Annotated in this window: 20 protein-coding genes and 1 tRNA gene; 12 read left to right on the plus strand and 9 right to left on the minus strand. The window is 66.1% G+C overall.

What is annotated here, in order from left to right; all coding sequences use genetic code 11:
- Position 1: 1 nt before the first annotated feature.
- The gene (locus ACFC0O_RS45795; protein ID WP_375968559.1) at positions 2 to 526 is read right to left on the minus strand and encodes a hypothetical protein; all 525 of its coding nucleotides are present in this window, start codon (positions 524 to 526) and stop codon (positions 2 to 4) included.
- A 90-nt stretch (positions 527 to 616) separates the two neighbouring features.
- On the minus strand, positions 617 to 1342 hold the full coding sequence (locus ACFC0O_RS45800; RefSeq protein WP_375968560.1) for a helix-turn-helix domain-containing protein: 726 nt from the start codon (positions 1340 to 1342) through the stop codon (positions 617 to 619).
- A gap of 249 nt (positions 1343 to 1591) precedes the next feature.
- Between ACFC0O_RS45800 and ACFC0O_RS45805 the strand changes: the two genes are divergently transcribed.
- The 7 genes from ACFC0O_RS45805 to ACFC0O_RS45835 all read left to right on the plus strand — a co-directional run bounded on the left by ACFC0O_RS45805 (position 1592) and on the right by ACFC0O_RS45835 (position 7352).
- Positions 1592 to 2485: a LysR family transcriptional regulator gene (locus ACFC0O_RS45805; RefSeq protein ID WP_375968561.1), complete on the plus strand. Its 894-nt coding sequence runs from the start codon at positions 1592 to 1594 to the stop codon at positions 2483 to 2485.
- Between the two features lie 202 nt (positions 2486 to 2687).
- Entirely contained in the window at positions 2688 to 3524 is an 837-nt protein-coding gene (locus tag ACFC0O_RS45810) for an alpha/beta fold hydrolase (protein WP_375968562.1), read from the plus strand.
- 39 nt (positions 3525 to 3563) lie between these two features.
- On the plus strand, positions 3564 to 4460 hold the full coding sequence (locus ACFC0O_RS45815; protein ID WP_375968563.1) for an alpha/beta fold hydrolase: 897 nt from the start codon (positions 3564 to 3566) through the stop codon (positions 4458 to 4460).
- A gap of 20 nt (positions 4461 to 4480) precedes the next feature.
- A complete protein-coding gene (locus tag ACFC0O_RS45820; protein ID WP_375968564.1) occupies positions 4481 to 5005 on the plus strand; it encodes a MarR family winged helix-turn-helix transcriptional regulator in 525 nt (174 codons plus the stop codon).
- Positions 5006 to 5058: 53 nt separating this feature from the next.
- Positions 5059 to 5466: a hypothetical protein gene (locus ACFC0O_RS45825; RefSeq protein WP_375968565.1), complete on the plus strand. Its 408-nt coding sequence runs from the start codon at positions 5059 to 5061 to the stop codon at positions 5464 to 5466.
- The gene (locus ACFC0O_RS45830; protein WP_375968566.1) at positions 5463 to 6335 is read left to right on the plus strand and encodes an NmrA family NAD(P)-binding protein; all 873 of its coding nucleotides are present in this window, start codon (positions 5463 to 5465) and stop codon (positions 6333 to 6335) included. The genes ACFC0O_RS45825 and ACFC0O_RS45830 overlap by 4 nt, the downstream gene beginning before the upstream one ends.
- 99 nt (positions 6336 to 6434) lie before the next feature.
- Entirely contained in the window at positions 6435 to 7352 is a 918-nt protein-coding gene (locus tag ACFC0O_RS45835; protein WP_375968567.1) for a hypothetical protein, read from the plus strand.
- Positions 7353 to 7361: 9 nt separating this feature from the next.
- On the opposite strand, the gene ACFC0O_RS45840 is transcribed toward ACFC0O_RS45835, so the two are convergent.
- Together ACFC0O_RS45840 and ACFC0O_RS45845 are read right to left on the minus strand one after the other, a co-directional pair.
- The gene (locus ACFC0O_RS45840) at positions 7362 to 8510 is read right to left on the minus strand and encodes a hypothetical protein (protein WP_375968568.1); all 1149 of its coding nucleotides are present in this window, start codon (positions 8508 to 8510) and stop codon (positions 7362 to 7364) included.
- A gap of 70 nt (positions 8511 to 8580) precedes the next feature.
- Positions 8581 to 8653, minus strand: a tRNA-Ala gene (locus ACFC0O_RS45845).
- Between the two features lie 200 nt (positions 8654 to 8853).
- Here ACFC0O_RS45845 and ACFC0O_RS45850 point away from each other — a divergent pair.
- Genes ACFC0O_RS45850 through ACFC0O_RS45865 form a run of 4 tightly spaced genes read left to right on the plus strand, consistent with a single transcriptional unit; the run spans position 8854 to position 13554 of the window.
- A complete protein-coding gene (locus tag ACFC0O_RS45850; RefSeq protein ID WP_375968569.1) occupies positions 8854 to 9984 on the plus strand; it encodes a serine/threonine-protein kinase in 1131 nt (376 codons plus the stop codon).
- A gap of 12 nt (positions 9985 to 9996) precedes the next feature.
- A complete protein-coding gene (locus ACFC0O_RS45855) occupies positions 9997 to 10143 on the plus strand; it encodes a hypothetical protein (protein WP_364638839.1) in 147 nt (48 codons plus the stop codon).
- Positions 10144 to 10153: 10 nt separating this feature from the next.
- On the plus strand, positions 10154 to 11344 hold the full coding sequence (locus ACFC0O_RS45860) for a hypothetical protein (RefSeq protein WP_364638842.1): 1191 nt from the start codon (positions 10154 to 10156) through the stop codon (positions 11342 to 11344).
- On the plus strand, positions 11341 to 13554 hold the full coding sequence (locus tag ACFC0O_RS45865; RefSeq protein WP_375968570.1) for a hypothetical protein: 2214 nt from the start codon (positions 11341 to 11343) through the stop codon (positions 13552 to 13554). The genes ACFC0O_RS45860 and ACFC0O_RS45865 overlap by 4 nt, the downstream gene beginning before the upstream one ends.
- Before the next feature lie 89 nt (positions 13555 to 13643).
- Here the strand turns inward: ACFC0O_RS45865 and ACFC0O_RS45870 are convergent, their stop codons facing one another.
- The 3 genes from ACFC0O_RS45870 to ACFC0O_RS45880 form a co-directional block, all read right to left on the minus strand.
- Positions 13644 to 14576: a ubiquinol-cytochrome c reductase iron-sulfur subunit gene (locus ACFC0O_RS45870; protein WP_375968571.1), complete on the minus strand. Its 933-nt coding sequence runs from the start codon at positions 14574 to 14576 to the stop codon at positions 13644 to 13646.
- 120 nt (positions 14577 to 14696) lie between these two features.
- Positions 14697 to 16199 carry a condensation domain-containing protein gene (locus tag ACFC0O_RS45875; RefSeq protein WP_375968572.1) on the minus strand — a complete coding sequence of 501 codons (1503 nt, stop codon included), beginning with the start codon at positions 16197 to 16199 and terminating at the stop codon, positions 14697 to 14699.
- A 237-nt stretch (positions 16200 to 16436) separates the two neighbouring features.
- Entirely contained in the window at positions 16437 to 17612 is a 1176-nt protein-coding gene (locus ACFC0O_RS45880; protein ID WP_375968573.1) for a cytochrome P450, read from the minus strand.
- 34 nt (positions 17613 to 17646) lie between these two features.
- Between ACFC0O_RS45880 and ACFC0O_RS45885 the strand changes: the two genes are divergently transcribed.
- Positions 17647 to 18459 carry an SAM-dependent methyltransferase gene (locus ACFC0O_RS45885; RefSeq protein ID WP_375968574.1) on the plus strand — a complete coding sequence of 271 codons (813 nt, stop codon included), beginning with the start codon at positions 17647 to 17649 and terminating at the stop codon, positions 18457 to 18459.
- A 19-nt stretch (positions 18460 to 18478) separates the two neighbouring features.
- On the opposite strand, the gene ACFC0O_RS45890 is transcribed toward ACFC0O_RS45885, so the two are convergent.
- Positions 18479 to 18916: a hypothetical protein gene (locus ACFC0O_RS45890; RefSeq protein WP_375968575.1), complete on the minus strand. Its 438-nt coding sequence runs from the start codon at positions 18914 to 18916 to the stop codon at positions 18479 to 18481.
- Positions 18913 to 19743, minus strand: coding sequence for a hypothetical protein (locus ACFC0O_RS45895; RefSeq protein ID WP_375968576.1), 831 nt, complete (start codon positions 19741 to 19743; stop codon positions 18913 to 18915). Before ACFC0O_RS45895 ends, ACFC0O_RS45890 begins: the two co-directional genes overlap by 4 nt.
- Between the last annotated feature and the right edge of the window lie 64 nt (positions 19744 to 19807).

Genomic DNA, 19807 nt, shown 5'->3' on the forward strand with positions numbered 1-19807 from the left:
GCTACGGCACGAATATCTCGGTCACGGCCGGGATATTCGGCTTATCGGTGCGGAGCGTGAGTCGCACTCGGCCGGAACCGGTTTCGGCGAGGATGATCGCCGGACTCAATCGCTGGCCCGCCGGAATGAAGCGGGTCACCGTACCGGCCTGACCGCTGTCGAGATTCTGCCAATCCACGACGGCCGTCACATCACAGGCCAGCAATTGCGGTCCCCATTCGCCCACCGGCGAAAACCCTTGTGTCACACGCAGAACGACCGCGTGCGTGGCACCGGGCGCCTCGGTGTACTGCGCGAGCGGACCGTCGAATCCGGTTCCGCCCGCGGACAACATCCCGGCGCACACACCGTTCCCGAGCGTGAACACCGGGCTGAGCGTGAAATCGGTCTTGGCGCAGGTGCGCGGTCCGACATTCGACCAGCCGAGCTGACAGGCATCCCCGGGATCGGCCGTGGCGGGCGCGGCAATCGCCGCACCCGCACCGATGAACGTGGCGGCAACAGCGCCGAACAGCATGAATCGCATTGTCGTACTCCCCTCATCGCACATTCTCGTTACCAAAGGCAAGCAGTGCGATGGTAGCGATGCGCGGGCCGCGAGCGGGCGGACGACTCGCTAGCGACGGCCGCCATCGCGTTCGGCGAGAATGCGACGCCATTCGTCCATGGCCCCGTTCAGCGCGTGATTCACCAGGTCCAGGATTTCGGCGGCGTATTCGAAGCGCGTCCCGGCGGGGGTGCCGGGGCCGAGGATCTCGGCGGCTCGTTTGGAGGTGACGGCCAGCGCGTGATTCGTCTGCATCGAGGTCAGCAGACTGCACAACCAGACCTTGTCATCGATGACATAGCGTTCGCGGCGCAGACCGGGGACGCGCTCGCGGCGGAGCATGGACTGACTCTCCAGGAACCCGACGGCATGCGAAACCGATGCGGCACTGACGCTCAGCCGTCGCACCAGATCGGCGGCGGTGAGCGCGCCGGAATCGGAGAATTGCAGACAGGACAGCACCCGGGCCTCCATGCGCGGCAGGCCCTGCGCCATCAGTTGATCGGTGAAGGTCTCGCTGATGTCCCGAACCGCGCCCGGATCGCGGCCGTGCGCGGTGTCGAGCGGCGGCGGCGTGGCGGGCCGGGGCTCCTTCCTGCGACGCGCGCGTTGACGAGTGTCCCTGTGCGCCTGGGCCGCCCGGTATCCGTCGGGGCCGCCGTTGCGGGTGACCTCACGCATGATGGTGGACGCGGGCCGATCGAGTCGACGCCCGATTTCCGCGTAGGCGAGCCCGGCCGCCAGTCCGGCGGCGATGCGTTGACGGTCTTCATCGGTGAGCCTGCCTCCGGGCATCGGTGCCGGTGTCCTATCTGCCGAATCGTGGTGCGGCGCTGCCCGCGCCGCTGGCCAGTATGCGTTCACGCTCACCTCATTGCAAAGCAGGGTTCGCGAAACGCATTGCATTTACGCGCATAACCATTGCAATGTGCGTCCGAGGTGCTGCGCGCGAATGTTGATCAAATAGTAAACGCAATGTACTTTGGCGATCGTTCATGAAATTCCGAACGCTGCGTTGAGTCCGGCTTCACGATGGAGGAACACATGCTGGAGCGGCTCGAGCTGGAGGCGTTTCTCACGCTCGCCGAGCAACTGCATTTCGGCCGCACCGCCGAACGCCTGCACGTGACGACGAGCCGGATCAGCCAGACCATCCGCAAGCTCGAAAGGCGCATCGGTGCACCGCTTTTCGAGCGCAACAGCCGCACGGTGACGCTCACCCCACTCGGGAAACAGCTGCGCGACGATCTGCGACCTGCCTACGACCAGATCTCCGCCGGCGTCACCGCCGCCAGCCGCGGCCACAACGTTCAACGCACCATCACCCTCGGCTTCTCCGGAGCCTGGAGCGGGAACCTCCTGGTACGCGCAACCGAGCTGTTCCGAAACCGCTACCCGCACACCGCCGTCGACATCGAGGAAATCCAACTCACCGACCCACTGGGCCGAATGCGTTCGGGCGCGGTGGATCTGCAGCTGACCGAATTCCCGATCGCCGAACCCGACATCACCACCGGTGCGATCATGTTCAGCGAACCCCGCGGATTGCTTGTCCCGCAAGGCCATTCATTCGCGACGCGGGAATCGGTGGCGCTGGAGGACCTCGCGGACACCACGCTGGTCACCCTCGACGACGCACTGATCCCGCGCTACTGGATGGACCATCACTTCCCGCGCCGAACCCCGTCCGGCCGCCCGATCCCGCAGGGACCGGCCACCACCTTCTGGCCCGAGGTTCTGGTACACGTGAGCCAGGGCATCGGGGTCAGCACCGTGGCACTGCGCGCCGAACAATTCCACGCCCGCCCCGGCATCGTGTTCGTCCCCGTCCACGATGCGCCGACCATCGACTACGGCCTCATGTGGCCGAGCGCGGGCCGGAACCCACTCGTACCACCCTTCCTCGAAGTCATCGCCGAAGCCGCACAACACGAGTGAGCGTTGAGCCCGGCTACACCCGGCGTTGCCGACTCGGCGCTTGCCGGGCCACGCGGCCGTTGGCGAAGATTGTGCTGCGGACCGAAAACATATGTCGCGCATCACAGTGAGCGAGTGATGAATTCCGGCGCGAACCGTCGTCCTGACAGGTGAGCGCGCCGGATATCGCCGCTGAAAACCATTCGCCGAGAAGGACATTACGTTGGAAACCATAATTACGCCCGGGGGCGTCGAGCTGGCATACGATCGCGTCGGTGGCGGTGACGCCGGAACGGTGATTCTGATCGGCGGAGCGTTCAGCTATCGGAAATTCCCGAAAATGGTGGAATTGGCCGAGAAATTGGCGCACGACTACGGCCTCACGGTGGTGAACTACGACCGGCGCGGGCGCGGTGACAGCACCGATTCCCCCGGCGAGTATCACGTCGGCAATGAGATCGACGATCTCGCCGCACTGGTCGAGGCCGTGGGCGGCCGGGCCGCGATTTTCGGCTGGTCCTCGGGTGCGGGACTGGCGTTGCAGGCCGCCGCCTCGGGCCGAATTCCGGGCCTCACCAAGGTGATCGCCTTCGAACCGCCCTTCGTCACCGATCGCGAGAACTTCGTGCCACCGGCCAATTTGGCGGTGCGGCTGCATGAGCTGATCGCCGCGGACCGGCGTGCGGATGTGGTGCGCTACTACATGATCAATGCGATGGGTATGCCCCGCGCGTTCACCGCGATCATGCGCTTCACCCCCTTCTGGAAGAGTCTGCTGGCCACCGCACCCGCCGCCGCGCACGACTGGGCGGTCATGGGTCCGTTCATGCGCGGTGAGGCTTTGCGCCCGGCCGATTGGGCGAATATCCAAATTCCGACCCTGGTTATCTCCGGCGGTAAGAGCGGAGCACTGCTGCGCACCGCCGCGCGCGCCATCACCGCGGTGCTTCCGAACGCGCGTCATACCGAAATACCCAAGCTGAGCCACAATCCGAATATCGGACTGCTGACGCCGGTTTCGGGGGAATTCCTGATCAGCGCGGATCAATTGGCGCACTGACGCGCCCGCTTACTTCTTATTTTCGAGAGGATCAATTCCATGCGAATCCGCATTCTGCCGCTGACCGCTCTGGTCGCATTATCCGCACTGATCGTCAGTGGCTGCGGCAACGACGACACCGCCGACGCTGGCACGTCCGCGACCACGCCCGTCGCGGCGGCCGATCGCGCATCGGCCGACGGCAAAGGCCACTACGCCCAGATCAACGGCGGCAGTGTCTATTACGAGACGCAGGGTTCCGGACGACCGATGGTGCTGCTGCACGGCGGGCTCGGCACCGCCGAATCCACTTTCGGTCCTTACGTTTCCGAGCTCGCCAAGACCCGCCGGGTGATCTCGGTGGAGTTGCAGGCGCACGGCCACACCCCGGATCGCGATCGGCCGCTGGCCTATGAATCGCTCGCCGAGGACGTCTCGGCGCTCATCACCCATCTGAATCTCGGCAAGGCCGATATCGTCGGGTATTCGCTCGGCGGGTCGGTGGCCATGCAGGTGGCCGCGCGCACACCGGAGCTGGTCAGCGGGCTGGTCGTGATCGGCGCGCCGTTCCGATCGGACGGCTGGCGGCCCGAAAGCCGCGCGGGCATGGCCGCACTCGATCCGGAGGCCATGCGCGGCACCCCGCTGCACCAGCTGTACACCGCTATCGCCCCGGACCCGAACGGCTGGACCTCCCTGGTCACCAAGACCAGGGAACTGCTCGCCCAGAATTACGACTGGACGGCGCGACTGGCCGAGATCCAGGCCCCCACCTTGATCGTGACCGCGGAATCCGATGTGATCTTCCGGGAGCACGCCGCCGATACGGTCACCCGGCTCAATGCCGCGCATCCCAATCTGGCCCGTCTGGAAGTAGCTCAGGGCACAACGCATTACGACATCATGTACCGCCCCGACCTGCTCCTGCCGATGCTCGCCACCTTGCCGAAACAGTAGTTAGGTGCCATATTAGTCGGGTGGACACCGATTCGACCGGGGCGGCGACCCCCACCCTGGCACAGGCCCGCTCCCAGCTCCGGCGATACGGACTGGAGCGCGAGGCGGACCCGCAGGCGGTACTCGTCGCGGTACGGCTGCTGGCCACCGGGGCGAAACTGAGCCAGGCCACCGAGATTCATTTCGCCAGATTCGGGCTGTCCACCGGCCGCTATCGACTACTGGCCCACCTCGAGGATTGCGACGGCGAGCAATCGCCCTCACAGCTGGCGGCCGCCCTCGGTGTCACCCGGGCCACGGTAACCGGGCTGATAGACACGCTGGAGAAGGAAAAACTGGTGTGCCGCACGCGATCCGGCGAGGACGGCCGTTCCGTCATGGTCGTCCTCACCGCTCGCGGTGCGAGCAGGCTGCGGGAGATCGCACCCGAACACTTCGCCCGCCTGCAATCCATGGTCACCACCCTGACCCCGGAGGAGCGCAAGCTCTTCCTCGACCTGCTCGAGCGCATCACCTCCGGCATCGGCGCGCTGGTCGCGGACTGAGGTCCGTCGCCCCGCGCGCTTTTTTGTAGACACATAGTTAGGTTCCTAACGATATGTTCGAAAGACCGCCACCTAAGTTCGTGCTGTGGCGCGAAGTCCTGGTCGCCTATCTCGCACCCGCGCTGTCCGCCGGTATCGGCGGCCTGCTCACCGGACAGCGGGATCTGCTGTACGCGGCGTTCACCTCGATCGCGGGAACTTCCGCCATCGTTGCCGCGCTCATTGGAATGTTGTTGCGAGGCAGGAGATATCGACGGCATTCGGGCACACCGAGGGTTCCCGTCGTCGCCGCCGCTGCCGTCGCCGCAGCCGGGCTCGCGGCGGTAATCGCTTGGCTCGCAGCGCATTACCTGCCCGGTCTGCCCGTCCGCATCCGCATCGATTTCCCCATCGCTGCCGCGCTCGCGGCCACCATCACCACCTGGCGCTGGATCGGCAGCGCCCGAAGGGATTCGCAATGATCGTCGTCATGGGCGCGTCGAGCGCAATGGGATCCGCGTTGGTACGCGGGCTCGCCGCGCTCGGCAGGCCGAGCCGGGCCCTCACCCGCGACCCCGAACGCCTGCGCGCCGAGCTGTCGCCGGCCACGCTGCGATGGACCGAAATCCACCCCGCCGACGCGACGGATCCCGCCACATTGCGAGCCGCGTTCACCGATGCCCGGCAACTGTTCCTCACCATGACCAACGATCCGCGCCAGGTCGAAATGGAGAACCGGTGCATCGATATCGCGGCGGCCACCGGCATCGAGCACATCGTCAAACTCTCGGCCCCGGCCGCCGAACCCGGTTCCCCCGTTGCCTTTTCACGCTGGCACCACGCCATCGAAGAGCAGCTGCGCGCGTCCCGAATAGAACACACCATCCTGCGCCCCTACGCATTCATGCAGAAGCTGCTCACCCTGGCCCCCGGCATCGCGGCCCGGTCCCTGTTCACCGGAGCCATGGGCACCGCCGCCTGCAACTACATCGACTGCCGTGATATCGCCGATGTGGCCGCAGCCGTCTTCACCCGACCCGAACTCACCGGCCGCACTTACACACTCACCGGCACCGAGGCGATCACCCACGCGGAACTGGCCACTCGCCTCACCCGGCTGGTCGGCCATCCCATCCGCTACCTGGACCTGCCGCCAACCGCGTTCCGCGACAGCCTCGTTCGAGAAGCCGGTATGCCGCCCTGGCTCGCCGCCCACGTGATGGAGATCCAGCAGCTCGCGGTGACCCGCCCCGAACACCCCACCGATACCGTCACCCGGCTGCTCGGCAGCAGCCCGCGCACCCTGGACGACTTCCTGCGCGACAACCTCGAACTGTTCCGGCGGCAGTGAGAACCCGAAAACAGACTGGTCGATTGTGTTGCCTGGCAGTGCCGGTACTGTCTGGCAATTATGGGGTACGACGTTAGTTTTCATGCGGTTGATATGCGGATGGCCGAGAGCCGGGTGCTTCCGTATATCGCCGGTTACGGCGACGACCGGGATCTGGACGATCTGATCCGGTTCGGCGTGGAGCAGGCCAAGGTCCGGTTCCGGGCCAATGCCTGGGGGCTGGGAGCGATGCAGGCGATCGGGCACGACAGTGGCTTCGACGCACAGCTGTATGTCTGGGGGCGACCGTATTTCGTCACCGCGCAATCTCCGGAGGATGTCGCGGAGACGGTGCTGCAGTACAACCGGTGCACCCCGGATCAGGTGGATCAGCTTGCGATGCACCAGCTCTCGATTCTGGACTCGCGCCTGCCGGGCCGAGTGCGGCCGGATACCGAGGGCAGACTCCCGGCGGATCAGCATCTCGCCGAAGGGATTTCCGGCAAGGTCGTGCTGCTGCGCAATGCGGTGCGGGCGCTGCGTGCCGGGCAGCCGTTCACCAAACCCAATGGCGAACAATCTCATCCGGGCGAAGTCCTCACCGGCAACCTGCAATTCGTACTGGTCGAGTTCCTCGCGAATATCCTGCCGGGCTGGATCCAGCGCGGTAAGGCCTGGCCGACGCTGCTCGAGCGCGAGGCCGAACTGACCGGCTATTCGGGCCTGGTCGACAACTCGGCGCTACTGGGCCTGCTGCGCACGGAATTCCCGGCGCTGGAATGGGAAGCCAACTACACGATTCCGACCAATTACGAGATCGGCGGATTCGTCAGCCCGCCCGCCGTCCAGCTCACCCGGCACTGGCTGGCGCGCAATGCCGACGAGCTACTCGAACTGGGCGAGGACGATGACGACCGCGACTTCTATCGCGTCGCGATGCGCAAGACCGATGAGGCACTGGCCCTGGCCGCGCGGATCGGCGGCGCGTTCGTGGAGGCGGCGGAGGTCTACATTCCGATGGAAGGCTCGATGAACTGAGCCGGGCGGCTAGAGGTACGAACAGGCCGAGAAGCTGCCGTCATCGCAGACGACCATCAGGTGGTACTGCAACTGCACCGTCCCGGCCCGCACCGCCTCGGCCAGTGCGGGTCTGGCGCGCAGCACCTTGGCGAAATCCGGGTCCGCGGCGAGCATTCCGTCGAGGTACGGACGGGAGCCCTGGTGCGTATCGACCTCGTCGAATTCGCGCAGCGCCAGGTATGCGCCGACATCCTCGCCCGCGGGCACATCGAGCACCACGTCCATTACCAGCAGACTCGTGGGACCGGTCTGCGCGATGACATCCAGGGTGCGCTCGCGCGTCGGGGGCCAATCGTCCTCGGCGCCGATCACCAGCACCTCCGCGTGCTGGTTCCGGGCATAGGATCCCGCGATCCCCACCCGGAGCCGGTGCGCGCGAGCGCCTTCGGACCGCTGATGGTCGAGCATCTCCTCATGGATGGCGAGCAATTCCTCCAGCCGTTCGGCGGGGAAGCTCGTCATCGTCTCGGCATCGACGGGATCGTGTTCGAACAGCGGGATCTCGAGCTCGGCGTCGGTTTTCACATCGACGGCGATGGAGACGAGTTCCTGCGGCCATTCCGCCGAACTGACGTATCGGAACGCCTCCACCGCGGCATCCGCGACCTCTTCGAATTCCGTGTAGGCGCCCGGCCATCCGATGATCCGGAACCAGCTGTCCATACCCTTTTTCGGGTCCGGCTCCTGCCATTCGCCATAGCTCCACGTATCGACGCTGCCGCGCCGCTTCTTCGGATTGCGCTGTTCGCTGTCGTACGTCGTCGAGGTCTCGCAGAGCAGGAACTCGTCGAACCTGGTGAATCGCACGAATCTGTCGGTCTCGCCGTCGACCAGATTGGCGAAGATCAGGCGGCTGTCCGGCGGCAGGGTGAACAGCGTGTACGCGAGCGCCTCGGCGAACCAGTCCCACATGCGTGTTCGCACCTCGGCGGACTCCGACATCGGACTCGACCCGAGCGATGCGAACGCATCGGCCATCGACATGGTCTCGACGACCTCGTCGCTACCGTCGAAGGAGACCGTGGTGACGGTGAAGTTCATGGCGCTGAAGTCGGTGGCGTCGAATGCCGCCCGATCCCGCGCCTCCCGTAGCTCGTGCTTCCAGAATCGGCTCACTGGCCCTCCCCAATCCAACCCGTGAAACGAACAAAGCCGCAGGCTCAGTGCCTGCGGCTTTGCCAATGCGTGGAGCTAAGGGGATTCGAACCCCTGACCCCCTCACTGCCAGTGAGGTGCGCTACCAGCTGCGCCATAGCCCCGTTGCCCCGATTGCCCGGGGCGACTGGAAGAAGTTATCGGAGACCGGTGCGGAACCGCAAATCGGCTGGTGAACGAGGTGTGGGTGAATACGCGTCGGTGGGGGCTGAGGTTTTGCTGAATGTTTTGCGGGACAGCGGAATATGGGGAGGTGCCGGGGTGGGCGCGCGCGTAGACTCGGCGGGGATTCGAGTTGTCCTAGGTGGGCCGAGGGAGCGCGGTTCATCGGGCTTGGAGGGATCGCACGCGGTTGAGGCTGATCAATGGCCGGTATGAGCTTCGGGAACTCGTCGGCAGAGGGGGTATGGCCGAGGTCTGGGACGCGTGGGACCGGCAGCTGCGACGGCGAGTTGCGGTGAAGGTGCTCGACTCGGGCAGTTTGATGCCGCTGGAGCGCGATGAGCGGGTCCAGCAGGAGCGGTTCGAACGCGAGGCCCGGATCGCGGCCCAGATGAACAGCGTGAACATCGTGATGGTGCATGACGCGGGGGTGTTCGTCGAAAACGGCCGCAGATACCCGTTTCTGGTGATGGAGTTCATCGCCGGGGAGAATCTGCGCCAGCATCTGCGGTACCGGGAGAACTGGGCGCTGCCGAGCCTGCTCCGAATTCTCACCGATGCGCTCGGCGGACTGGTGTACGCGCACTCCAAACAGGTGGTGCACCGCGATATCAAGCCCGAGAACATCATGATCTGCCGGGACGGGAGCGCCAAGCTCGCCGATTTCGGGATCGCCATCGAAATGCGGGAGAACGTCCAGCGGCTCACCCAGGTGCACGGGGCGCTGGGCACCCGGCAGTATTCGGCCCCGGAGTATCTGCACCACGGGCAGATCACCGACCTGAGCGATGTGTACTCGTTCGCGGTGGTGTGCGCCGAGGTGCTCAATCACGCCTACGGTCCGGCCGGGATGCCGGATGAGATCAAAGTCGTACTGGAGCAGTCGCTTTCGCCGGATCCGACGCAGCGGCACCAATCCGCGGCGGAATTCCAGCATTACTTCCGCGAGGCGATCGAACGGTCGCGGCAATCCAGCAGAGCGCCCCGGCCCGCGGTTCCGGATCAGCCACGCCTGACATCGGTGCTCACCCCGGGTCCGCCGCGTGAGACCGAGTCCGAACCGCCCGACCCGCTGGTCTATTCGTCCACCTGGAGCTACCTGACGGCCCCGGTGCTGGCGTCCAGGCAGAAGCTCTTGGCCGGATTGTCCAGGGATGACTACCGTTTCGTGGCTGCCCTGCTGGCCACCACCGCGGTCATCGGAATCATGCTGGGCGGCTTGGCTTTCACGCTGCTCACCTGGGTGGTCGTCGAGATCGGAAAGCTCTTCTAAAAAGGTGATGCGGTGAGATATCGACAGGCGGGCATGGCATGGCAGCGTTACCTCTACCCGGGTTCGCGTGCCTCGCACTGGCTTTGGATTGGCGTCCGGGTGGGCGTGGCGTTCTTCGTGCTGACCATCGTGGTCATGACCTTCGCGGTGCTCTCGTGAGGTGCACGCGGTGAGAACCGTCTGCCTGAACTGCCTCACCGAATTCCGCTACGACCGTGAGCGCAACCGCTGGTACACGGTCATCCGCCAGCGCAACGGCGGCTATGCCAAACAGATCGAAACCTACTTCGACAAGCTGAATCTGCGCTGCCCCAAGGGTTGTGAACTCGATCCGGTCACCCTGGATCACCCCACCAAGGTGATCGGCTTCGTCGGTGAGTCGGCCTCGTCCAAGAGCCATCTGATCGTATCCATGATCCATTCGATGATGAACGATCCGCACCTGGCCGGGCGCTTCTCCTTCATCGTCTCCCCAAAGTCCGCGAGCCTGTGGACCGCCCTGGAGGCCCGCCTGCTCGATCGCCGCGCCCTGGACGCCACCGGACCGCGCCGCATGGCCATGGACCAGACCCAGCGCACCGACGGCATCGCCATGAACGCGCAGCGGCAATCCCAAGGCCACACCTGGGCCGGGCTGGAACAGCGCAGACCCATTCTGGTGACGGCGTATTCGGTACACACCGCGAGCGCGGTGAATCTGGCGTTCGTGGATGTGGCCGGGGAGGACATCGCCGACGGCGCGGTCGCCGCGCGGGTGAGCCCGCATCTGGCGGTAGCCGATTTCCTCTGGTTCGTGGTGCCGTCCACGCTGAACAAGCAATACTTGGCCCTCATGCGCGAACAGGCCGATCCCGATGATCAGGAGAGCCTGAGCAATATCGTCGAACATTCGCAGACCGTGGGGCGCACCACGCTCATGATCGATCAGATCGCCAAACTGTGGCGCGCGGCGAACAGCTATCCGATCCAGTTGCCCATCGAACCGCCGCGATTGCACGTATCGACCATTGTCGCCAAGACCGATCTGCTCTCGCTGCTGGATCTGCCGGAGGCCAATATCGTTGCCCCGCCCGCGAATTGGGCGGACAGCCCGGTCAGCACCAATGGTTCGGGCAATGCCTACGATCCGCCGCGCATCCGGGAGCGCTGCGAGATCACCCGCAATATGGTGCGGCAGCTGTTCCCGGCGGTGGATTCCGCACTGTCCATTCACTTTCCGTGGAATATGTACTTCCCGGTATCGGCGGTGGGCTGCGGTAAGCGCGGTAACGGCACGTATCCGGTCTTCAAACCGTACGGCGCGGCCGATCCGGTGGTGTACATGCTGGAGATGATCGAGGAGCTGCGGGCCTACCGATGACTGGATTTCCACAGCTGGTGTGTGGCTGGGCGCTGGTTAATCTCGAATCCTCCGGCGCCGGAGTGGGTGTGGTGGCGCGGTCCGGGAATTGGCCCGCGGCACTGGGTTTCACGGTGCGCGAACTGGGATCGCTGGCGACCCTGCCCGAGGGCGGTGAGCCGGTGGGGTTCGCGCTGGAGTTCACCGTGACCAGGGGGATCGCCGTCGCCGGATTGAAGACGCCGTCCCAGGTGCGGCCGGGCACCTGCGTCACGCATTTGATCGCGGGCAATCGCGAGCAACTCGACGGGGCGATGGCGCTGCGGCTCTTCGGATCCGGTGCGTTTCTGCACACCCTGACCGAATCCGTCTCACCGACCGACAGCTGGCCGGAGGCCGCGGCCGAAACGGGGAGCGGGCTCGCCGGGGCGGTCGAGAGCGCCCTCGGACTGTCCTGGCTGCCGGTGCTCGTGGGCGCGGTGCTCGCCCACCTCGACGGCCGGGGGCCGACCCTCGCGCTCCGGGTCGAGGATGCGGGAGAGGCGGTGCGCATGCTGTCCGCGCTGTACGGGGTGCTGCCACGGAATACGCTGCGGGAGTTGACATTCACCACCGGTGCCGCGCCCGTGGCGGAGTTGCCGGGTATCACCGCGGTGATCGGCCGTACCGCTCCCCCGCCGCCGGATCGGCGGATCATCGACGCCGACAGCGGTATCGACAATATCGCCGACACCTATCAGCGCCTGGGCCGCGATATCGTCGAGCATCGACGGGCCGGACTGGCGGTGCCAGCGATGCTGGTGTCGGTCAACGATATTCGGCAGTGGTGCTATCAACAGCAATTGCGCGCCCTGGAACCCGCGCTGCTCGATGACGCGCAAATGGTGCAGGTGCTCACCGATCCGACCCTGAGCCCGGACTGGTTCACCGATGCCACCGTGGCGCGGCGCGCGATTCATCTCGCGCTCGACAACACCGATGTCACAACGGCTTTGGCGAATCTGCCGGTGCGGAATCAGGTGCGCGAGGTCTTCGAGCAGACGCTCATCGATCGGGTCATGTCCGAGACCCGCGATCGCGGGCATGCCACCCGGGTCGCCCGGCAGCTCGGCTTCGACCTCAGCGAAGTCGTGGCGGCGGCGGCCTTCCGGCGGCTGGACACCGGAACGCTCAGCGCGAGCGATGCCAAAACCGTCTGGCCGCAACTCGAACGGGACTGGACCACCGGCGATACCGAACAGCGCGCCCTGGTCATCGAACGGCTGCAACGACATCGGGCGCTGCGCGAGTTCACCGTCGGCGCGAAGGACCGCTATCTGGTGTACGAGACGGTACGCGCCGAGATCGGCGATCCGGCGGTGCATACCGGCAGTAGTCAATTGCTGCGCACCGCCATGTACAGCCAGCTCGCGATCGTCGCGCAGCTCATGGTGAATATCTCCTGCACCAGCCGGGATCGCTATGTGTTGGAGCAGATCATGGCGTGTGCGCCGCCGGATCGGCTGCCCGGACTCATCGCCGAATGCACCCGGTACCCGGCGGTGGACGCGTTCGAACTCATGAAGGCGGTCACCATCGTTCGCGCCGAACCGGCCGAGCTGGTGGACGCGCTGAAACCGGCGTGGAGCGCACTGCGCCGTGTCATCGGCCTGCCGCAGGCGCTGGAGGATCTGGCGGTGCTCGATGCGCAGGCGGCACAGCCGCAGGCTCAGGCCGGGCGGAATCGGTTGCGGCCGAATCTCTTCGGGCGCAGCGGCAAAGGGCGCGGCGACTGGACCCGGGCGGAGGTCTCGGCGCTCATCCGGGCGGCGATCGACGACCCGCTGCTGATCGCCGAACACCGGGAAATGCTCAGCGCGGCAATAGAAACCGATAACGAGTTCGTCGCCCGCCGCATGTCCGAACACTCGGACGCCACCGGCGCACCCGCGCTGCTGAAGCAGATCCTCATCGTCGCCGGACACGATCGGGTGCCCGCACTGCTCACCCTGTGCGCACAACAGCACGACCTGGAGCCGCACGCCCTGTTCCGCGCCATCTGCGATCTGGATCTGGACTCCGCCGCCCTGGTCGAACTCCTCGACGGCGGCTGGCCGCACCTGCGCACCCGCCTGGACCTGCCGCACCGCATAGCCAACCTCATCGTGCTGGACGCGACGGCCACGCTCCCGGCCCGCTTGAAACCGCTATCCGCCCCGAAGAAGCAGCGCCGCAACAGTTTCTGGCGCTGAGATGAGACAGACGGGTGTGAATCCCGACCAAAGGCACGCCGGGATGACGGGGGTCCTCACCTCGAAGCTGATGGGTCTGCGAGGGATGTTCAGCAGCCGAGGCAGCCTGGCGGGAGCACCTCGCACCACCAGGGTTTGGGCGGTGGGATGGGGTCGTCGGGGCTGCCCGCGCCCGAAACCAGCCAGTCCCCTTGCACATTCACCTCGCGGGGGTCCAGGGCTCGGGTGGCGGGGCCCGCCGCGACGGAACCGTCGAGGTTGAATTTGCTGCCGTGGCATGGGCAGTTGACGGTGCCGCCGGAGATGTCGTTCACGGCGCAGCCGAGGTGGGTGCAGATCACCGAGAGGCCGATGAAGGTGCCTGGGTTCGGCTGTGTCACAACGGTATTGCCGATGATCACGCCGGAGCCGACGGGGATGTCGGAGGTTCGGGCGAGGGCGTTGTCCGGTGCGCCGGGGTCGGTGATGACCGGGGCGGCCTCCGGGATCGGCGCCTGCTCTTCGGAAGCGGGTGCGACCGGCACGGCCGGAGCGGGACCGGCGATGAGCTGACCGTCCCGCACACTCACCTCGCGGGCGACCAGCGGCCGGGTCGCCGGACCCGCCACTACTGAACCGTCCAGGGCGAAACGGCTGCCGTGGCACGGACAATTGATCGTTCCGCCGGACAGCGAGTTCACCGCGCACCCCTGATGAGTGCAGACGGTCGAGAAGGCCAGGAAGGTTCCGGCGCTGGGCTGGGTGACGACGGTATCGCCGAGAATCGCGCCCGATCCGACCGGAATGTCCGACACCCGGGCGAGCACGGTGCCGTCGATCGGCGCGGGACCCGGTGCCGGGGGCGGTGGTTCGGTGGTCGGCGGCACGGTGGTGGATGGCGGCGCACCGGAGGTCGTGGTCGGGGACGACATCGACGAACTCGTGGGCGCGGAACTCCGCTGCCCGCCGGTGCACGCGGCCGCGAACACCAGCACGCTCGCCCCCGCCACAATTTCCCGGCGTCTGATCGGATCTGTGGTCATGTCGACCTCGGTTCACTCGGCACGCTTCGCTCGTTCCACGAGGCGACACCGGGATCGGTTCAGTCGGGCACGGTCTGACCTTCAGTCGCGAACAGCCTGAAGTTCAGTCGCGCGCAGCCCTCAACAGCCCGGGGCCGGGCGGTTCCGGACCCGGCGCGCACGCCGCCGTGGCGCGCTGACCAGCAGTGGAGCGATCGGCCCGGTGTACCCGCTGGCGATCAATTCGACGGTGGCGAGGAACTTTTCGGCGAAGCGCTCGGCGGTCTCCGGATCGAATCGGGCCATCGGATACAGGAACGGCCCGTCGATTCCGACCGGTGCGCCGGTGTGGTCGTAATGCTCGGTGAGCCCGAATTCCAGATCGTGTTTGGCGCGCACCACCCCGGTCGGCACCTCGGTCACCGACAGTCCGCCCGGAATCGATTCCCCGGGCGGGGCGGCGTCATCGCGTTGCAGGATGAGCGTGGCCTGGAAGAGCGGATGATTCGGATCCTGCGGCAGGCAGCGCAGCAGTCGCGGATTGGAGGTGTCCGGATTCGCGAAGGCGGCCAGGGCGACTCGGCGCACCTGATCGAGCAGTTCGGTCATATCGGCGGCGCGGTCCAGGCGCACCCGCATGAGCACATCGTCCGCGAGATTGCCGACGATATCGGCGAGCAGCGGATCATCACGGCCGGACACCGCGGTCGCCACGGTGACATCGGGCGATTTCGCGAAGGCAGACACCGCGACCGCGAAGGCGGTCTGCAGCATCATGAAAACGCTCGAACCGCTCTGCCGGGCGCGGTGCAGCAGCATGCGGTGGATATCGGCGTCCAGGCGCACCCGCAGTAGCGCGCCGGCGGCGTCCCGATATCCGGAACCGGCTCTGTCATAGGGCAATTCGAGCGGGATGGGCCGTCCGACCAGATTGTTCGCCCAGTACCGCAGCTGGGTGCTGGCCCGGCTGGACGGATCGTCGTACGCGCCCAGGTATTCGTGCTTCCACAGCGTGTAGTCGATGTAGTCGACCGGCAGCGGCGGCCACGCGGGAGCCTGTCTGCTCGCGCGCGCCAGATAGGCGGTGACCAGATCCCGCATGAGCGGACCCATGGATTGACCGTCCAGGGAGATGTGGTGCACAACCAGCGCCATCACCACATCCCGCGCCCCGAGCCGGAACACCCGGGCCCGGATCGGCACCTCGGTGCCGAGGTCGAAGGCGCGGCCGCTGAATTCGGCGATGCGCTCGGTGAGTTCGCCCGCGAAACTGTCCACCACGCGCACATCGATCCGTGCCACATCGGCGTCCATGACCACCTGCACGGGTCCGTCCGCGGTCGCCGGATAGCAGGTGCGCAGCGGAGCGTGCCGCCGCATGACGTCATCGATGGCGGCCAGCAGTGCGGGGATATTTACCGCCTGACCACGAATCCGAAACGCGCGAGCAACATTCCAGTCAGCGGAGTATCCGGCCGCCGCGGCATGCCACATGCGTTCCTGCGCGGGTGCGAGCGGAATCCTGGGTGTGCGCGGCATGCGCCGCAGCATCGGCGACTCGGTCACGATGCGCAGGAATTCGGCAGTGTCAGCAGGCTTTTTCCGCTCCACCGGCCGGGTCCAGGCAGCAACGGGTACCGCCATCGTCGCCGTCCTCTCAGCTGCCAGCCGATCCGAAATCACCGCCGCCCAAAGATCCGGCAGCGCTGCGGGACGACAGTGCGGAGAACGTTAGCAAAGCTATGGCAATTTGGGGGACCCAGAAAAGAGACACAGACCACTGCGTCCGAGAGGTTTACGCAAGCCCCGGAAAACTTGGGCTCGGCCCAATGGTCGGACCATCGCGCGCTGAGCCCGGGAGTCCGGGCTCAGCGGATGACGTCAGCGACGGGTGACCGTGGTGGGGATGCTGGCGAAGCCGCGGTTGTTCGAGGAGTGGATGCGGCGCAGGCCGTCCGGATCGATGTCGTAGTCGGAGACCGCGGCGGCGATCTCGGACAACGCGGTGCGCAATTCCAGCAGCGCGAGATTGGAGCCGAGGCAGTGATGCCGGCCGCTGCCGAACACCAGCGAGGAGGTGGTGTCGCGGTCCAGATAGAAGGCGTCCGGATCGGAGAAGACCTCCGGATCGCGATTGGCCGCACCGGTGAGCAGCAGTACCCGGCCGCCCGCCGGAATGGTGACGCCGTGCAGCTCGATGTCCGCGGTGGCGGTGCGCAGATTGGTCTGGGTGGACGGATCCCAGCGCATGGACTCGTCGATCCAGTCCTCGATGCGGCCGTCCAGGGCGAGGCGGCGCTGATCCGGGTGCAGCCAGCCCGCATGCCAGGTATTGCCGAAGGTCAGCATGGCGGTTTCGATGCCCGCGCCCACCAGCAGAATCAGTACGCCGACAATCTCTTCCGGGGTGAGGCGGTCATCGCCGTCGGCGGCGTCGAGCAGTCCGGAGAGCAGATCGTCCTGACGCTCCTTGCTCCGCTCGATGGTGAGTTCGGTGTAGTACCCGACCAGTGCGCCGATGGCCTGCACGGCCTCGGGCCGCAGATCGGTGGATTCCTCATCGGTGTACATGATCTCCATGCCGAGCTTGCGGATCATCTCCCGATCCGCCTGCGGCACCCCGACCAGTTCGGAGATCACATCGGTCGGGAACGGCCCGGCGAAATCGGTCATCAGATCGAAGCTGCCGCGTTCGAGCAGCGGATCGAGCACGTTGCGCGCGATCTCGCGTAGTCGCGGCGCGAGCCCCTGCACCCGATGCGCGGTGAACGCGCGCGCCACCAGTCCGCGCAGGCGGGTGTGCTTGGGCGGATCCATCGCGACGAAGGAGAAGAAATGTTCGGCCTGCGGACCCCAGAAGGCGGGCTCCATCCGGATGCCGTTCACACTGGAGAAGCGTTCGGAATCGCGCAGCGCGGCCAACACGTCGGCATGCCGGGACAGCGCCCAGAAGTCGTCGGTGTCGTTCCGGTAGACGGGAGCCTCGGTACGCAACCTGGCATAGTGGGGGTACGGATCGGCGTGAACTTCGAAGTCGTATGGGCTGTAGCGCGACATGATCAAACACTAATCGAATTGGATTGGGAGCGTTGTGAACTCGGAATCGGCAGCGGAGCGGATCGACACCACCAAACCGCACCCGGCTCGTCGCTACGACTACTGGCTGGGCGGTAAGGACAATTTCCCGGCCGACCGGGAGTCCGCGGACGCCGTCGCCGAGGCCTTCCCCACGGTCCGGCTGGCCGCGGTGGAGAACCGCAACTTCCTGCGCCGGGTGACCCGATACCTGGCCGCGGAGGCCGGGATTCGCCAGTTCCTCGATATCGGCGCGGGCCTGCCCACCGCGGGCAATGTGCACGAGATCGCGCAGGGCATCGCGCCCGAATCACGCATCGTCTACGTGGACAACGATCCGATCGTGCTGGTGCACGCGCGCACCCTGCTGAACTCCGCGCCCGAGGGCCGGACCGCGTACCTTGATGCCGATCTGAACGATCCCGAACGCATCCTGAACCATCCGGATCTGCTCGCCACCCTGGATATGAAGCAGCCGGTGGCGCTCATGCTGGTCGCCATCATGCACTTCTTCACCGACGACCGGCATCCGTACGAATTGGTGCGCACGCTCTGCGACGCGCTGCCGCCGGGCAGTCACCTGGTGATGTCGCATGCCACCAACGACTTTCTGGAGCCGGAGGATCTGGCGGCCACCACCGAGGCCAACAAGCGCAGCGGCGTGCCCTTCCGACTGCGCTCCAGCGCCGAGTTCGCGAAGTTCTTCAGCGGATACGAGATGGTGGCGCCGGGTATCACCGCCGTCATGGAGTGGCGGCCCGACGAGTATCGGGCGCAGCCGCGCGCGGAGGCCGTATCGATGCTCGGCGGCGTCGCGCAAATCTCGTAAATCGCGACAAAGCGACCGCTTACAGCCTGCCGGTTTCCTTCAGCACCCGGCGGGCCTGCGCGAATAGCATGCCGACATTCACCGTTTTACGGCAGACCACCACGATAACCACGTCATCGCGGCTCTCGGTGCGAATGAACAGGTGTGTGAGGTTATCGCTGTTGACCAGAATCTCCTGGAAATAGTGCCGCTCCAGGCGAATTCCGCGCCGCTCCTTCCAAATATCCTCGATCATCACCACATTGCGCCCCTGGAACAGATCCAGGGTGGCGGCGGCGAGCAGATCGAGCACTTCCTGCGGATGATTGTCGACGGTCTCCACCGCCAGCAGCATTCCGGTGGTCATATCGATGGCGCCGGCGGCCAGGCATTCCGGAACTTCCGAGCGCAGCACTTTGACCATAATTCCGATGCGGTCCGAGAGGCTGCCCGGTCCGGTCGCGTTCGTGGTACTCATTGCGTCCTTTCTGTTTTCCGCGCGGTGGCGGTCCGTTGATAGGCACGGGTGGCCGGTTGCGGTGGGCGCGGCGGCAGCGTGTCATTGATGCCGCTGGCGCCGCGGCGGCGGCGCGGCAGCAGTGATCTGGCCCCGCCGCGCGCGGGTTCGGTCATCGGCAGCTGCACGCGTTCCAGCGGTGCGATACCGAGCAGATCGGCGTCGAGCATCCGCACCACGTCGACGGTCACCGCGTACAGGCTGCGGCTGAGCTGCATGGCGATATCGCGGCAACTGTGCCGGCCGTTCACCCAGAGCAGGATCTCCTGCCACTGCGCGGCGCTGCCGTGACCGTCCTCGTGGCCGGCGAGCAGTTCACGGCCGGTATCGGTGAGCACCAGATGATTTCGATGCGGGGAGACGCGGCCGTGCGCGAGGGCGGCCAGCCGCCGCTCGGTCTCGAACAGCAACCAGGCGGTGTCGATGCCGGGCAGTTCGCCCGACTCCGCGGGCGCGTCCTGCCAGCCGCATCCCGACACCCAGCCCGCGGTGATGGCGAATATCCCGTCCAGGGCCGCCATCTGGGCGACCAGGCGCACATCGGCCGCACCGGTGCTGATGCGCCCGGGCCGCGCGAGCAACTGCCGCACCCCGGGCGCGCCGGGCGATTCCACCGTAATGATCTGTCCGGCACGGAAATACAGATCACCGCCGGGTTCACCGGTGACTCGCAATATTCCGGTGTGCGCGATGGCCGCCGCATTCTCCGATTCGCCGACCAATTCGCGGGCGGACTCCCGGCCGAGCACCGTCAGGCGACCGGACTCGGCGAGAGGACCCGTGGTCATGCTCGAACTCCTGGAAATGGTCGTGCACGAATAGCGAAAAACACACGCCTGGTATGTATTTCGG

The sequence above is a fragment of the Nocardia sp. NPDC056100 genome, from assembly GCF_042266325.1.
GTDB lineage: Bacteria > Actinomycetota > Actinomycetes > Mycobacteriales > Mycobacteriaceae > Nocardia.